The organism is Mumia sp. Pv4-285, from assembly GCF_041320275.1.
Classification (GTDB): Bacteria; Actinomycetota; Actinomycetes; order Propionibacteriales; family Nocardioidaceae; genus Mumia; species Mumia qirimensis.
This window is the reverse complement of sequence record NZ_CP162023.1, coordinates 646414-661216: the sequence shown is the minus strand read 5'-3', so window position 1 is coordinate 661216 and position 14803 is coordinate 646414. Positions and strand designations below refer to the sequence as shown.

The 14803-nt window shown below is 70.3% G+C and carries 13 protein-coding genes; 6 read left to right on the top strand and 7 right to left on the bottom strand.

What is annotated here, in order from left to right; translation table 11 throughout:
• Positions 1 to 11: 11 nt before the first annotated feature.
• A complete protein-coding gene (gene typA, locus AB3M34_RS03175) occupies positions 12 to 1886 on the top strand; it encodes a translational GTPase TypA (protein WP_370617632.1) in 1875 nt (624 codons plus the stop codon).
• 101 nt (positions 1887 to 1987) lie between these two features.
• On the opposite strand, the gene AB3M34_RS03170 is transcribed toward typA, so the two are convergent.
• The 5 genes from AB3M34_RS03170 to AB3M34_RS03150 all read right to left on the bottom strand — a co-directional run bounded on the left by AB3M34_RS03170 (position 1988) and on the right by AB3M34_RS03150 (position 4545).
• Positions 1988 to 2617 (bottom strand): alpha-ketoglutarate-dependent dioxygenase AlkB, encoded by a 630-nt coding sequence (locus AB3M34_RS03170; protein WP_370617631.1) that lies wholly within the window; start codon positions 2615 to 2617, stop codon positions 1988 to 1990.
• A gap of 67 nt (positions 2618 to 2684) precedes the next feature.
• A complete protein-coding gene (locus AB3M34_RS03165; RefSeq protein ID WP_370617630.1) occupies positions 2685 to 3044 on the bottom strand; it encodes a YrdB family protein in 360 nt (119 codons plus the stop codon).
• Positions 3041 to 3328 (bottom strand): DUF2516 family protein, encoded by a 288-nt coding sequence (locus AB3M34_RS03160; RefSeq protein ID WP_370617629.1) that lies wholly within the window; start codon positions 3326 to 3328, stop codon positions 3041 to 3043. The genes AB3M34_RS03165 and AB3M34_RS03160 overlap by 4 nt, the downstream gene beginning before the upstream one ends.
• A gap of 60 nt (positions 3329 to 3388) precedes the next feature.
• A complete protein-coding gene (locus tag AB3M34_RS03155) occupies positions 3389 to 4141 on the bottom strand; it encodes a hypothetical protein (protein WP_370617628.1) in 753 nt (250 codons plus the stop codon).
• Positions 4138 to 4545, bottom strand: coding sequence for a helix-turn-helix domain-containing protein (locus AB3M34_RS03150; RefSeq protein ID WP_370617627.1), 408 nt, complete (start codon positions 4543 to 4545; stop codon positions 4138 to 4140). The genes AB3M34_RS03155 and AB3M34_RS03150 overlap by 4 nt, the downstream gene beginning before the upstream one ends.
• 118 nt (positions 4546 to 4663) lie before the next feature.
• Here AB3M34_RS03150 and cysC point away from each other — a divergent pair, with 118 nt between their 5' ends.
• From cysC to AB3M34_RS03125, 5 genes are read left to right on the top strand one after another with little or no spacing between them, the layout of a single operon-like run.
• Positions 4664 to 5821, top strand: a complete 1158-nt coding sequence (gene cysC, locus AB3M34_RS03145) for an adenylyl-sulfate kinase (RefSeq protein ID WP_370617626.1) — start codon at positions 4664 to 4666, stop codon at positions 5819 to 5821.
• Positions 5818 to 6777, top strand: coding sequence for a sulfite exporter TauE/SafE family protein (locus AB3M34_RS03140; protein ID WP_370617625.1), 960 nt, complete (start codon positions 5818 to 5820; stop codon positions 6775 to 6777). The genes cysC and AB3M34_RS03140 overlap by 4 nt, the downstream gene beginning before the upstream one ends.
• A complete protein-coding gene (locus AB3M34_RS03135) occupies positions 6774 to 7433 on the top strand; it encodes a lysoplasmalogenase (protein ID WP_370617624.1) in 660 nt (219 codons plus the stop codon). The genes AB3M34_RS03140 and AB3M34_RS03135 overlap by 4 nt, the downstream gene beginning before the upstream one ends.
• A 54-nt stretch (positions 7434 to 7487) precedes the next feature.
• Positions 7488 to 8399: a sulfate adenylyltransferase subunit CysD gene (gene cysD / locus AB3M34_RS03130; RefSeq protein WP_370617623.1), complete on the top strand. Its 912-nt coding sequence runs from the start codon at positions 7488 to 7490 to the stop codon at positions 8397 to 8399.
• Positions 8399 to 9691: a sulfate adenylyltransferase subunit 1 gene (locus AB3M34_RS03125; RefSeq protein WP_370617622.1), complete on the top strand. Its 1293-nt coding sequence runs from the start codon at positions 8399 to 8401 to the stop codon at positions 9689 to 9691. The genes cysD and AB3M34_RS03125 overlap by 1 nt, the downstream gene beginning before the upstream one ends.
• A gap of 66 nt (positions 9692 to 9757) precedes the next feature.
• Here the strand turns inward: AB3M34_RS03125 and AB3M34_RS03120 are convergent, their stop codons facing one another.
• Both AB3M34_RS03120 and manA read right to left on the bottom strand, forming a co-directional pair.
• Positions 9758 to 13522, bottom strand: coding sequence for a glycosyl hydrolase (locus tag AB3M34_RS03120; protein WP_370617621.1), 3765 nt, complete (start codon positions 13520 to 13522; stop codon positions 9758 to 9760).
• 130 nt (positions 13523 to 13652) lie between these two features.
• The gene (manA, locus tag AB3M34_RS03115; protein WP_370617620.1) at positions 13653 to 14801 is read right to left on the bottom strand and encodes a mannose-6-phosphate isomerase, class I; all 1149 of its coding nucleotides are present in this window, start codon (positions 14799 to 14801) and stop codon (positions 13653 to 13655) included.
• Positions 14802 to 14803: the final 2 nt, after the last annotated feature.

Here is a 14803-nt window from a genome sequence, read left to right as displayed (position 1 = left end):
AACGTCAGCGCATGCCCACTCGCTCCGACCTCCGCAACGTCGCGATCGTCGCGCACGTCGACCACGGCAAGACCACCCTCGTCGACGCGATGCTGCAGCAGCAGGGCAGCTACGACGAGCACCACCAGCTCGCCGAGCGCGCCATGGACTCCGGTGACCTCGAGCGCGAGAAGGGCATCACGATCCTCGCGAAGAACACTGCGGTCCAGTACGCCGGCCCCGGCGCCCCCGACGGCGGCGTCACGATCAACATCATCGACACCCCCGGCCACGCCGACTTCGGTGGCGAGGTCGAGCGCGGCCTGTCGATGGTCGACGGTGTCGTCCTGCTCGTCGACGCCTCCGAGGGGCCGCTGCCGCAGACGCGGTTCGTCCTCCGCAAGGCGCTGCACGCCAAGATGCCCGTCGTCCTCGTCGTGAACAAGGTCGACCGTCCCGACGCGCGCATCAGCGAGGTCGTCGAGGAGGCGTACGAGCTGTTCATGGACCTGCTCGACGACGCCACCGACACCGACGCGCTCGACTTCCCCGTCGTCTACGCGTCGGCGAAGGCCGGGCGCGCGTCGCTGGAGCAGCCCGAGGACGGAGGCATGCCGGACAGCGAGGACCTGCTCCCGCTGTTCCAGACGATCCTCGACACGGTCCCCGCGCCGACCTACACCGAGGATGCGCCCCTCCAGGCCCACGTCACCAACCTCGACGCGTCGCCGTTCCTCGGCCGCCTCGCGCTGATCCGCGTCCACGAGGGCACGCTGCGCAAGGGCGCCCAGGTCGCGTACTGCAAGCGTGACGGCTCGGTCGAGCGCGTCAAGATCACCGAGCTCCTCAAGACCGAGGCGCTCGAGCGGGTCCCCGCCGAGGAGGCAGGCCCCGGCGACATCGTCGCGGTCGCCGGCATCCCCGAGATCATGATCGGCGAGACGCTCGCCGACCCCGAGAACCCGCAGCCGCTCCCACTGATCCAGGTCGACGAGCCGGCGATCTCGATGACCATCGGCACCAACACCTCGCCGCTCGCGGGGCGCGAGAAGGCGACGAAGGTCACCGCCCGACTCGTCAAGGACCGCCTCGAGCGCGAGCTGGTCGGCAACGTCTCGATCAAGGTGCTGCCGACCGAGCGTCCCGACGCGTGGGAGGTGCAGGGTCGTGGCGAGCTGGCGCTGGCGATCCTCGTCGAGCAGATGCGTCGCGAGGGCTTCGAGCTGACGGTCGGCAAGCCGGAGGTCGTCACCCGCATCGTCGACGGCAAGGTCCACGAGCCCGTCGAGCGCCTGACGATCGACTGCCCCGAGGAGTACCTCGGCACGGTCACCCAGCTCCTCGCCGTCCGCAAGGGCCGCATGGAGCAGATGACGAACCACGGCACCGGCTGGGTCCGCATGGAGTTCGTGGTGCCGGCGCGGGGCCTCATCGGCTTCCGTACGGAGTTCCTCACCGACACCCGTGGCACCGGCATCGCGCACCACGTGTTCGAGGGGTACGAGCCGTGGCTGGGCGACATCTCGACCCGCCCGAGCGGCTCGCTCGTCGCGGACCGCGCCGGCGCCGCCTCGGCGTACGCGATGACGAGCCTGCAGGAGCGAGGCGTCATGTTCGTCGAGCCCACGACCGAGGTGTACGAGGGCATGATCGTCGGCGAGAACAGCCGCGACGACGACATGGACGTCAACATCACCAAGGAGAAGAAGCAGACCAACATCCGGTCCGCCACCTCCGACAACTTCGAGAAGCTGATCCCGCCGCGCAGGCTGTCGCTCGAGCAGAGCCTCGAGTTCTGCCGCGAGGACGAGTGCGTCGAGGTCACGCCGACCGCCGTACGCATCCGCAAGGTGATCCTCGACGCCGGCGAGCGCGCCCGTTCGAAGCGCCGCGGCCCCAAGGGCTGACCCAACGGGCTGAGCCTGACGAAGCCACGTCTACTGGTTCGAAGCGCGCGCTCTAGGCGTGGCTTCGTCCCAGGAGCCGTGGCCTCGTGCGTTGCGGCGGCCTAGAGCACGCCGCGCGGACGGAGCTGGACACTGATGCGAGGGCCGACCGGCTTGGCCGTCTTGGGGATCGCGTGCTCCCACGTGCGCTGGCAGGTGCCACCCATCACCAGCAGGTCGCCCGACCCGAGCGTGAACGAGAGCGACGTGCCTCCTCCACGGGGCCGAAGCGCGAGCCGGCGCGGCGAGCCGAGGGACAGGATCGCGACCATCGTGTTCTGGGAGCGTCCCCGGCCGATGCGGTCACCGTGCCACGCGACCGAGTCGCGCCCGTCGCGGTAGAGGCACAGCCCCGCCGTCGCGAACCGCTCCCCCAGCTCGTGCTCGTAGAAGTCCCCGAGCTGCTCGCGCGCCTCGTCGAGCACCTCGTGCGGCCAGACGGTTCGTTCGCCGAACCACGCGAGCAGGCGCGGGACGGCGACCACCCGCTCGTACATCTCTCGCTCGTCGGCACGCCACGCCACGGTGTCGTGGAGATGGGTGAAGAGCTCGTCGGAGCCGTCGACCCAGCGCGGGCGTACGTCGACCCACGCCCCGGCAGACAGCTCGTGGCGGGTGACGTGGCCCTCGAGAGGACCCAGCGTGGGCTCGTCGGACGAGTCGAAGAGGGAGCCCTGGAACTGCACCGACATCCGTCCAGCATACGACAACGTCGAACAGGTGTTCGACGAAGTTCTGGTACGGCGCGTCGCCGGCGCGTCAGTCGCGGCGCAGGACCGCGGCGGTCACCGCGACGGCGACGAGCAGGAGCGCCCACACCGGGTAGCCGGCGAGCGTGCCGAGGACGCCGACCACCACGTAGAAGCCCGCCTTCACCCACAGCCGGTGGGGCATCGGGACGCGGCGCGGCGAGGTCGGCGCAAGCCAACGCCCCCAGAACCACACGGCGACGGCGACCAGGGCGACCGCCAGCACCGCGCCGCGCCACCAGCCGTCACCGAGGGACCATCCGGCGAAGCCGAGCAGGACCATCGCCGCGAGCTCGCACGTGAAGGCGACCAGGTCGAGGGGTCCGACGTGCTGCGCGGGAACGTCAGGACGTGGCTTCGACGCCGTCACCGGCCGCTGACCTGCTGGAGCGCCGGGCGCGCGTCCGCGAGGTAGACGAGTGCCGCCACGATGCCGACGAGGTTGAGAATGCTGAGCGGGTACCAGATGAGGAGGTTGGCCACGAGGGACAGCCCGAGCACGATGAGCCAGAACGGCTTCGTCTGCTTGTCGGCAGCGACGAACGCCTGCGGCGTGCGCGAGACGGCGTCCACCATCGCGAAGCCCTTGGCACCGATCATCAGGAGGGTGATGAGGGCCTCGACGAGCGACTGGACTGAAAAGAGTACGAACACCGTCAGAGCCTATCCCGAGAGACAGACCCCGACGGTGCTCGTACGGAGAGTGCCGATGCCTCAGCTGGCGTCGGAGGACGGCGCGTCCGTCGTGGGCGCGGTCGCCTTCTTGGCTGCCGCCGGGGCAGCAGGTGCCGACTTCTTGGCTGCCGGTGCCTTCTTGGCGGCGGGGGCCTTCTTGACCGCCGGCGCTGCCGGGGCCGACTTCTTCGCCGCCGGAGCCGACTTCTTGGCGGCGGGGGCCTTCTTCGCGGCCGGAGCCGACTTCTTCGCGGTGGGGGCCTTCTTCGCTGCCGGTGCCTTCTTGGCGACCGGAGCCTTCTTCGCCGACGGCGCCGACTTCCTGGCCGCCGGAGCCTTCTTCGCGGCCGGCGTGGCCGCCGCAGCCGCCGCCGCGGCCGCCGCCGGGTCAGCGGCGGTCGGGGCCTTCTTGGCCGAGCCCTTCTTCGCCAGCGGCGAGGAGGAGGCCGCCTCCGTCGCCGCGTTGCGGGCGACGGCGGCCAGCATGATGACGAGCTCCTTGACGTCCTCGGCGATGTCCTCGAGCTTGCCCTCGATCTTGTCCTCGAGGCCGTCGAAGAGGTCGTCGACGTCGACGCCCTTCACGCGCTTCAGCACGTCGGCGTACAGGGCGCCGGCCTGACTGGGGAGCGCCTTGGCGTCGGACTCGATCTTCTTCTGGAGATCGTCGAGGTCGAGGTCGGCGAGCTGACTCACGAGGGCGGTCGCGGTGGCCTGGGCCTGGCCGACGAGAGCCGTCGCGGTCGCGGGGAGTCCGGTGATGGTCTTGGTGATGCTGTCCTGGATGCTCATGGACGAGCCTCCTTCTCTGGTTGGTCGGCGGTGCCGGCCGGAGCAGCGGGTGCTTCGCCGACGAACGAGCGGTAGATCTCGAGCAGGGCGCGCCGTTGCGGGTCAACGAGTCGAGGGTCGGTCGCGATGGCCGCTTCGACGCCGCCGCCTGTCATGGAGTCGTCGGGATCGAGCAGGCCTGCCTGCACGTACACGGACTCGGCGGAGATCCGCAGCGCTTTCGCGATCTGCTGGAGGACCTCTGCCGACGGCCGACGGAGGCCGCGCTCGATCTGGCTCAGGTACGGGTTGGAGACACCGGTCAGGTCGGCCAGCTGACGGAGGGAGAGCTGCGCCTGACGACGCTGGTCCCTGAGGTAGCCGCCGAGGTCGCCCACGGTCTTGCCCACACTGATCTTTGCCACCCCTCCATAGTGCTTGCAACTGCAAGCAGATGCAAGCTGCCAGCATCACCGCGTCGCGCTGGTCGCAAATTCCCCATACCTCGGTTTGTTTTCAATCTCGCGTGACACAATCGCCTTCGTGAACCGAGCCCAGTGGACCCCCGACGCTCGCGAGCTCGCGGACCTCGAGCTCGCGCTGCTGGGCGCGTGGCCTGCCGACCGTCGCCTCGAGGTGGCCGTCCCGCGCGACCTCAGCGGACCGGTCGAGCTCCTCGACCCGGAGGGCCTCCCCCTCGCCACGTACGACGCGGAGACGGGCAAGATCGATCCCCTCGACCTCCCGGCGTACGGACCGTTCCGCCGGCTGCACCTTGCGCCGGCCGAGGTCCGCGCCGCGCACCCGGACGCGCTCGCCGTGCTCGTCGAGCAGCCGTTGACCGTCGAGGACGTCGCCGTGATCACCGACGCCGAGGCGCGCACCGGGCGTCGCGCGGTCCTCCTCGTGCGCACCGGCGCCGACCCTCGCCGTACGCTGTCGGTTCCCGCCCTCATCCGGGCCGCGCGGGCCGCGCTGCCCGACCGCGCCGTCGTCGCGGTCGCACTCACCCGCCGCCCCGACGCGACCGACGACGCCGGCCTCACGGCCGAGGTCCTCCGCGCCTACGCCGACGAGGTCCTCGCGATCCCCGGCACCGGCGAGCTCGCTGACACGGTCGCGGCGGTCGTCACTGCCGATCAGCCTCCGCTGGACGAGCGCGGTCTCGTCGTGTTCTTCACGGGGCTGTCCGGCTCGGGCAAGTCGACGATCGCTCGAGCCCTGTACGACCTGGTGCTCGAGGACGGGCGCCGCACCGTCACCAGCCTCGACGGCGACGTCGTACGCCACCACCTCAGCAAGGGCCTCGGCTTCTCCAAGGAGGACCGCGAGACCAACATCGCCCGCATCGGGTGGGTGGCCGCCGAGATCGGTCGCCACCGCGGCGTCGCGATCTGCTCCCCCATCGCACCGTTCGCCGCCACCCGCGCACTCGTCCGGAGCATGGTCGAGGAGGCCGGCGCCTCCTTCGCGCTCGTCCACGTCGCCACGCCGCTCGAGGAGTGCGAACGCCGCGACCGCAAGGGCCTGTACGCCAAGGCGCGCGCAGGCGTGATCCCTGAGTTCACCGGCATCTCCTCGCCCTACGAGGTGCCCGACGACGCCCTCGTCTCCGTCGACACCACGGGACGCACGGTCTCCGACGTCCTGGACGAGGTCGTACGCGCACTCGTCGACGCCGGGCTCTGGAGCGAGGCATGATCGACGTCCTCACCTACTCCGCGCTCTCGATCCTCGCGGTGAGCTTCGGCGTCGGGATCGTCGTCGGCCTCACGGGCATGGGCGGCGGCGCCCTCATGACGCCGGCGCTCATCTTCCTGGGCATCAACCCCACGGCAGCGGTCGCCAACGACCTCGTCGCGGCCTCGGTCAACAAGTCGGTCGGCGCCACCGTCCACGCCCGCGCCGGTTCGCCGAACTGGCGGCTCGCCGGATGGCTGATGCTCGGGTCCGTCCCGACCGCCGCGGCCGGCGCCTTCATCATCGAGTCCATCGGCGCCGACGAGGACCAGACCGCGTTCGTGAAGACCGCGATCGGCGTCGCGCTCCTCCTCACGGCGGCGACGTACACCCTGCGGTCGTACCTCAACGTCCGCGCGACCCGCCTCGGTCGCCCGCCGTCGACCGACGACCCCCACGTACGCCCCCTCCCGACGTTCTGCGTCGGGGCGATCGGCGGCCTCCTCGTCGGCGTCACGTCGGTCGGCTCGGGCTCCCTGATCATGGTGTCGCTGCTCCTGCTGTACCCGACGCTCACCGCCGTACGGCTCGTCGGCACCGACCTCGTCCAGGCCGTGCCGCTCGTCCTCTCGGCCGCCATCACCCATGTGATCGTGACCGGCGTCGACTTCGAGATCCTGATCCCGCTGATCGTCGGCGGGACGCCCGGCACGTACCTGGGCGCCCGCATCGCCAACCGCGTCCCGCAGGGTATCGTCCGTCGCGGCATCGTGGTCGTCCTCAGCCTGACCGGCCTCTCGCTCCTCGGCGTACCCCCGGTCGCGGTCGGCATCATCGCCGCCGCGATGGTGATCCTCGGCCCGATCGCCTGGTCGCTGGTCCGCGCCCGCATCGGGCTCCCCGAGGGCGTCGACCTGTTCGCGGAGAAGCGCGACATCGAACGCGCTCGACGTGCCAGCGAGGAGGAACGCGCATGATCCTCTTCCTCGCGCTCAGCGCCGTCAACGTGGTGCTGGTGGCCGTCGACGCCGGGCTCGCCGCCTCCCTGACCAAGGCGCTCCTGATGCCCGCGCTCGCGCTGTGGGTCGTACGCCAGCGCGGCCCGAGGCTGCTCGTGGCCGCACTGCTCCTCTCGTGGGTCGGCGACGTCGCGCTCGAGGTCGACGGCCTGTTCGTCGTCGGGATGGCCGGGTTCGGGGCAGCCCACGTGTGCTTCGTCACGTGGTTCGTCCGGCACGGCGCCCTGGCCGGCCTGCGCCGACGCTGGTGGGCCGTGGTGGCCGGGGTCGTGGCCTGGGCCGCGACGATCGCCGCCCTGTGGGGTCCGTTGGGCGACGAGGCCCCCGAGCTCCAGATCCCGATCCTCGTGTACTCGCTCCTGCTGACGGCGACGGCAGTCACCGCGTTCGGGGTGAGCCTCACCGCAGGCGTCGGCGGCGCCCTCTTCCTGCTGTCCGACACCCTGATCGCGATGGACGTCGCCGGCGTCGACCGCCCAGAGCCCGGCGACGTCTGGGTGATGGTGACGTACCTGGCGGCCCAGCTCTTGCTCGCCCTCGGTATCGTCCGAAGCAACCGCTCGGAGCACATCCACGATGCGGCGTCTTTTCCTGCCGCTGAGAAGGCTCGATAAGATGAACGTTCGCGCCAAGACCGGCACAACCCAGGAACGACGGGAGAACCCCTGGTGACCCCCATGCACGACTACCGGCTCAGCCAGCTCGACCAGCTGGAGGCCGAGTCAATCCACATCTTCCGTGAGGTGGCCGCCGAGTTCGAGAAGCCGGTCCTGCTGTTCTCCGGCGGCAAGGACTCCATCGTGATGCTTCGGCTCGCGGAGAAGGCCTTCTACCCGGCGCGCGTCCCCTTCCCCGTGATGCAGGTCGACACGGGATTCGACTTCCCCGAGGTGCTGCAGACCCGCGACCACTGGGTCGAGCGTCTCGGCCTGCGGATGATCGTCGCCTCGGTCGACCAGGCGATCGCCGACGGCATCGTGGTCGACGACGGCAAGACCAGCCGCAACCGGCTCCAGATCGGCACCCTTCTCCACGCGATCGAGGAGCACGGCTTCACCGCTGCGTTCGGCGGTGGGCGTCGTGACGAGGAGAAGGCACGCGCCAAGGAGCGCGTCTACTCCCACCGCGACGAGTTCGGCCAGTGGGATCCCAAGATGCAGCGTCCCGAGCTGTGGAGCCTCTACAACGGCCGCATCTCCGGTGGCGAGCACATGCGGATCTTCCCGCTGTCCAACTGGACCGAGCTCGACATCTGGCACTACATCCACCGCGAGAAGATCGAGATCCCGTCGATCTACTTCGCCCACAAGCGCGAGATCGTCGAGCGCGACGGCATGCTGCTGTCGGCGGGCGACCACCTCACGCTGAAGTCGGGCGAGACCGTCGAGGAGCGCCTCGTACGCTTCCGCACGGTCGGCGACATGACCCTGACGGGCTGCGTGGACTCCGCTGCGGCGACCACGGGCGAGATCATCGACGAGATCGCGATCGCGCGCGTCACCGAGCGCGGCGCGACCCGTGGCGACGACAGGTTCAGCGAGGCCGCCATGGAAGACCGCAAGAAGGAAGGCTACTTCTGATGGCCGCGACCGCCACCGAGACCACCGACGAGACCCAGGCACCGCGCATGGACCTGCTCCGGTTCGCGACCGCAGGCTCGGTCGACGACGGCAAGTCCACGCTGATCGGTCGGCTCCTGCTCGACTCGAAGGCGATCTTCGAGGACCAGCTCGAGGCCGTCGAGAGGACGTCGGCGGACAAGGGCTACGACTACACCGATCTCGCGCTGCTCACCGACGGGCTCCGCTCCGAGCGCGAGCAGGGCATCACGATCGACGTGGCCTACCGCTACTTCGCGACGCCCCGGCGCAAGTTCATCATCGCCGACACGCCTGGCCACGTGCAGTACACCCGCAACATGGTCACCGGTGCGTCGACGGCCGACCTGGGGCTCGTGCTCGTCGACGCCCGCACGGGCCTGACCGAGCAGAGCCGCCGCCACGCGGTGATCCTCTCGCTGCTGCGGGTCCCGCACCTCGTGCTCGCGGTCAACAAGATGGACCTGGTCGACTACGACCAGGCGATCTACGAGAAGATCCGCGACGAGTTCGACACGTTCGCCGCCAAGCTCACCATCCCGGACCTGACGATCATCCCGATCTCGGCGCTCCAGGGCGACAACGTGGTCGAGCGCAGCGCCAACATGCCGTGGTACCAGGGCACCTCGCTGCTCCACCACCTCGAGAACGTCCACGTCTCCTCCGACCGCGACCTCGTCGACACCCGCTTCCCGGTCCAGTACGTGGTCCGTCCGAAGTCCGACGAGTTCCACGACTACCGCGGCTACGCGGGCCAGGTCGCCGGCGGTGTGCTCAAGCCGGGTGACCAGGTGCAGGTCCTGCCGAGCGGCTTCCAGACGACGATCTCGGCCATCGACCTGTTCGACCAGTCGGTGACCGAGGCCTTCCCGCCGATGTCGGTGACGGTCCGGCTCGCCGACGACCTCGACGTCTCGCGCGGCGACATGATCTGTCGCCCGCAGAACGCGCCGACCCCGACGCAGGACATCGACGCGATGATCTGCTGGATGACCAACGAGCCGCTGCGTCCGCGCCAGAAGCTCGCGATCAAGCACACGACGCGCAACGCCCGTGCGCTGGTCAAGGAGATCCAGTACCGGCTGGACATCAACACGCTCCACCGCGACCAGGAGACTGGTGAGCTCGGGCTCAACGAGATCGGGCGCGTCAAGCTGCGCACGACGGCGCCGCTGTTCACCGACCCGTACGAGAAGAACCGTACGACCGGGTCGTTCGTCCTCATCGACGAGGCCACCGGCATCACCGTCGGTGCGGGCATGATCAACGGCTGACACCAGCTACCGACGTACGACGAAGGCCCGCCGGGAGTCCCCGGCGGGCCTTCGTGCGTCAGGAGGTCAGGGTGCGTGCACCTCCAGCTCGCTCATCTGGACGTTCGCGTCCGTGCCGTTGTCCCACGCCCTGGTGACCCGGGCGCGGACGTAGCGCGCCTTCACGGCGTCGAGCTCGATGGTGCTGCCCTCCTTCGCGGCGTCGACGACGGTGGCGACCGTTCGCCACGTGGATCCGTCGTCGGACACCTCGAGGGTGTAGTCGCGGGAGCCGTAGAGCGAGCGCCCACCCACGGTGACGGATCCGAGCGCGGCGGGCAGCCCGAGATCCACGCCGATGTGCCACGGCCGCTCCGGCGTCGGCCCCTGGCCGGCGGCACGCCCGTACGAGACCGCGAAGGTCGCCGCGTCGCCGTCGACGGCGAGGTGCGCCGGATAGCGGTCCTGGCTCGCGTCGGCCAGCAGCGCGGGGAACGGCGCCCCGTCGGTGTTCACCGCGAGGTTGGTCGTGTGGTTCAGGGTGACGGTCGCCTCCCCCCGAGCACCGTTGTCGGCCGCGACCGTGACACCGAGCCTCGAGTCGTCGGTGGCCGTGTCGTGGCGTACGACGACCTCGACGACACGGGAGTCACCGGCAGGGACGGTGACCTTGCCGGACGGAGGCGTCGCCGTGACGCCTGCCGGCGCAGCGGCTTCGACCTCCGCACCGACCGGACGCGACGACCGGTTGGTCACCAGGAACCGCGCCCGGTTCGACGCGCCGGACGCGAGCGGGACGGCTCGCTCCATCGGCTCGACGAGGAGGTACGGGTCCGCGCCCGACGTCGGCGTGAGCCGGACCGGCCCGAGGAGTCCGTAGTCCATCTTCGCGCGGCCGGAGGCGCCGGTGCCTGGTGCCACTCGGACCGCGTTGAGGAGGGTCGAGGCCACCCTCACGCTGATCGTGTTCTCTCCCACGCGGAGGTGCTTGCCCACCTCGATGTGCGCGAGGTCCGCCTGGTCGACCGGAGGGAGCGCCTTGCCGTTGATGGTGATGCTGACGGTGTCGACGGCGCGGCCCAGGTCGAGCTGTGCCTCCCTCACGCGACGCCAGTCCTCACCGAGTCGGAACGACGTGGTGTAGGTGCCGACGCCCGAGACGTCGCCGAGGTCGGCGTCGAAGCCGTTCTCAGGTGTGATCGACGTCCAGGCCGGTAGCGGCTCGCCCTGCTCCGACCGGATCGCGACCGGCCCGAGCTGCGTGTGCGCGGTGTCGCCGGGGAGTCCGGAGGCACCCGGGCTCCAGCCGTCGACGGTGAGGTCCCACGACGCGATGTCCACAGGGTCGGCGCCACGGCCGGCCTTCGACGTGCCGTCGGCGCCGGTGCGGCCACGACCGTGGAAGGTCCCGTCGCGGCGCTCGGTCAGCACGACGACGTCGGCGTCGTGCGCCGCCAGGTCCACGTCCAGTGTGACCCCGCCCCGGTGCCGCTCGTACTCCGTGATCGGGGTGATCTCGCCGGTCCAGGTGTTCAGCCGGTACGGAGTGCCGTCACCGGCGAGCGTCATCGTCTGGTGGGCGCGGGCGCCCGTCTGGTTCCACAGGTAGTAGTAGTCGCTCGAGTCGCCCTTCGCGCTCGCGTGCCGCCGTACGGCAAGGACGTCTGCGGAGGGCACCGAGGCAGCGGCCGCGGGCGCGACCCGGAGGCGCTCGAGCGCGGCCGGGACCTTGCGCTCGTCGTCGACGCGCACCACGCTGCGCTGCGCGATGAGCCCAGCGACCACGCGCCGGAGCTCGGCGTCCTCCGAGCCGCCGTGGTCGAGCCCTGGGACGGACGTCGGCAGGTCTCCGACCACGACGACCGGGAGACCGCGCCGCGCGAGGGCGAGGAGGCGCTCAGCCGTGTCGACGGGCATCGTGTCCTGCTCGTCGAGGAGGACAGCCTGGTAGGCAGACGCACCGGGGAAGAGCGCTCCGTGCTCGTAGCGGGCGTCCTTGCTCCGCAGCTGCGCCGGGCTGAGGTACTCGTACGTGTATCCGGCGGCGGCCGTTGCCGACGAGCTCGGCAGGATCTTGTCCGACCCCGTGCCGGTGGTGCCGGTGCCGTTGAGGCCGAAGTCATGGCGGTAGACGGCGAGGTCGAAGCGCGGCTTGCCCTGACGCAGGACCATCTGCATGCGGGCGAGATGGTCGTTGACCGGCCGGTAGTCCGACCAGCTGGGATTGTTCTTGCTCCCGAACGCCTCTGACCACGAGGTGTTGCCGCCGTAGGTCATGCCGGGCCACGTGGACTGCTGTCCCGCACCGGCCGGCCCACGGTTGAGGTAGGGGAAGCCGTGCCACACGATCTGGTTCACACCGCCGGCGAAGCCGCGGTAGACCGCCTGCAGGTTCGACCGCTCCGTCGCGTCGGCCACGGTCGACGCCCACACCTGGTTGGAGAAGGCGCAGCACTCGTCCGAGACGACCGGCGACCCGGCGAGATGAGCGCCCGATGCGACGACCTTGTAGTCCTCGACGTTGCTGTAGGCGGCGACGCTCTGCCCGAACGCGAGGGACTCGCCCTCCGGGACATCGACGTGCCCGGACGCCTCGGTGATGTCGATCGGACCGCCGTACGTCTGGACGCGCGTCTGCATGTGGTGCCGGTTCGCCCACTCACGGAGCACCTCGAGGCGGTTGGCGATGTAGAGGTCGCTCCACGTCTGGCGGTAGTCGGTCCGGACCCGCGCGCCTGAGCCGTCGGCGAAGTCGAACGCTGGCTTCGACGTGATGCCCTGGTCTCCGGCACCGGCGAGGGCGGGCAGGACGGTGACCGGGGAGTACCCACGGCGCTTCGTCCACTCCGCGACGAAGTCGGAGGTCCACTTCTGGGTAGTGCCGATCTCCAGCGAGTCCTCGTAGAAGTCGGCCGACCGCAGCTGGGAGAGCAGCTTGCGGACGTCCGGGGTGAGGATGGAGGCGTCGTAGAAGTCCGTCGTCGCCTTGGCACCCTCGACGCTGAGCGTGTCGAGGACGTAGTTGGTGCCGGTCGGCGTGTAGCCGGAGAGCGACTGGCCGGTCGGCAGCTGGTAGAACGCGATGAGCGCATAGGTGCTGTTCGCGTCGCCCTCGAAGGTGAGGTCGAGGTTGCCGGTACCGTCGACCTTCTGCGTGACGTCCACGACGCTGGAGCGGTCGAGCAGCTTCGGCTTCGCCGACTGCGACGCGCACGCAGCGTCCTCGCACTTCGCCACGACGGCGGCGATCAGCGAGGTCCGTGCTCCGGAGGGCACCGTGACGCTGAGATTGCGCGGAAGCGCGCCCGTACGACCGGTGCCGCCCTTGTGGAACTCGGTGGCGAACGCGATCTGCTGCGCCGCGGCCGCGTCGTTCACGTCGGCGACGGTGGGAACGGTGGCCGGCCAGCGCGGGCTGATGGTGAGGTCCAGGCTCAGGTCCCGGTCACGGGCGGCCTTCATCATCACGCGGGTCTTCTCGGCCCAGCGCGGCGTGCCCCAGCCGTACGTCTCGAGGAAGGGGTTGGTGTTGTTCCCGCTTCCCTCCACGGAGAAGGCGGCGACCTCGGCACCACCGGCGCCGGCGTCCTTCATCTGCTGGAGCTCGGACTCCAGCTCGCCGTCCTCGGTGTAGGCGAGCGGGACCCACCAGCGGTACTTGGGACGGACCGACGTGGGGGGATCGGCGAAGGTGCGGGCCGTGAGCTCGGGTGACGCCGTCGGGGACGGATGCCCCGGCGGCGCGGCCGACGCGACCGAACCGGCCGGAACGGCGAGGGCCGCGGCAGCGAGACCGGCGGCGGCGAGCAGGACGGGGGCTGTGGAGTGAAGCCGGGTACGACGGGAACTCATCGGACTCCTCGGGTCGGGTGGCCCCGAGTCGCCGACGGTTGTCTGTTGAAACGATTCAGAGCCCGAGCCGACGCTAGGAGTGACCTGGGTCACTGTCAATGACGGTGACCGGTTCCGGTCACGGTAGGGCTCAGCGCGGCGTGAACGCCTGCACCGCTGTGCCCTCGCCCTCGACGCGTACGGGGCCGTCCGCGGCTGCGACGAACGCGGAGCGACCCGGCGTGAGCGTCAGCGCGCCCTCCTCCGAGGTGACAGTGACGGTTCCGTCGACGCAGAGCACGATCCGCGGGCCGGCACCCGGCATCGTCGCCACGGACTCGCCGCCCACCGTCGCCACGGCGAGCGCGAACTCGTCGACTCCGGGCGCGAAGACGCGTACTCCGCCCTCGTCCTTCGGCGTCACCACATGGGCGTCGGCCATGCCCATCCGCACGCAGTCCACCAGCGCGTGCGGCTCGACGTGCTTCGTGGTCAGACCGGCGCGGAGCACGTTGTCCGAACCGGCCATGACCTCGACGCAGGTCCCGCTCAGGTAGGCGTGCAGGACGCCGACCTCGACGAACGCCGCCTGACCAGGGTCGAGGCGGATGCGGTTGAGCAGGGCGGCGACGACGAGACCCGGATCGCCGGCGTGGTGCGCGGCGAGCTCACTGACGGTCTCGTACGCGCGCCGGCGGTCGGCACCCGCGGCGTACTTCTCGCGGCACTCGGCGACGAAGGCGTCGAGCTCCTCGCGGGTGGGACCCATCCACGGCGAGAGCAGCCGCCCGACCATCCGCACGAGACCCGGGAAGCCCGGGTCGGCGCGCAGCTCGTCGTTCAGCCGCTGCGCGAGAGGTGACTCGAGGCCTTCGAGGACGTGCCACACCTCCGCCGTCGGCCGGAACGCGATCAGGCCTTCGAACGGAGTCAGTGCGTAGACCATCTCCGGCTTGTGGTGCGGGTCCTTGAACACGCGGTGCGGGGCGTCGAGCGAGACACCCCGCTCGTTCTCGCGCACGAAACCACGCTCGGCCATGACGGCCTCGGGGTGGACCTGGAGCGAGAGCGGCTTCGCGATCGCGAGGATCTTGAGCAGGTACGGGAGCGTCTCGCCGACGACCTCGCTGAGCGGGACTGTCGTACCGTCAGCGCGGCGGACCGTCGACTCGCCGAGCGGATGAGTGCCCATCCACAGCTCCGCCCACGGGTCGCCGTCAGCCGGGGCGCCCAGCATGTCCGGGAGAACGGACGCCGACCCCCAGTCGTAGTGCTGGACGACGGTGCCGAGCTCGTACATCC

What these genes read in the sequence shown, in the direction of transcription:
- AB3M34_RS03155 (WP_370617628.1), bottom strand. Translation starts at nt 4,141, where the DNA reads ATGAGCATCCAGGACAGCATCACCAAGACCATCACCGGACTCCCCGCG.
- AB3M34_RS03125 (WP_370617622.1), top strand. Translation starts at nt 8,399, where the DNA reads ATGGCCGCGACCGCCACCGAGACCACCGACGAGACCCAGGCACCGCGC.
- manA (WP_370617620.1), bottom strand. Translation starts at nt 14,801, where the DNA reads ATGTACGAGCTCGGCACCGTCGTCCAGCACTACGACTGGGGGTCGGCG.
- AB3M34_RS03140 (WP_370617625.1), top strand. Translation starts at nt 5,818, where the DNA reads ATGATCGACGTCCTCACCTACTCCGCGCTCTCGATCCTCGCGGTGAGC.
- AB3M34_RS03120 (WP_370617621.1), bottom strand. Translation starts at nt 13,522, where the DNA reads ATGAGTTCCCGTCGTACCCGGCTTCACTCCACAGCCCCCGTCCTGCTC.
- AB3M34_RS03170 (WP_370617631.1), bottom strand. Translation starts at nt 2,617, where the DNA reads ATGTCGGTGCAGTTCCAGGGCTCCCTCTTCGACTCGTCCGACGAGCCC.
- typA (WP_370617632.1), top strand. Translation starts at nt 12, where the DNA reads ATGCCCACTCGCTCCGACCTCCGCAACGTCGCGATCGTCGCGCACGTC.
- AB3M34_RS03135 (WP_370617624.1), top strand. Translation starts at nt 6,774, where the DNA reads ATGATCCTCTTCCTCGCGCTCAGCGCCGTCAACGTGGTGCTGGTGGCC.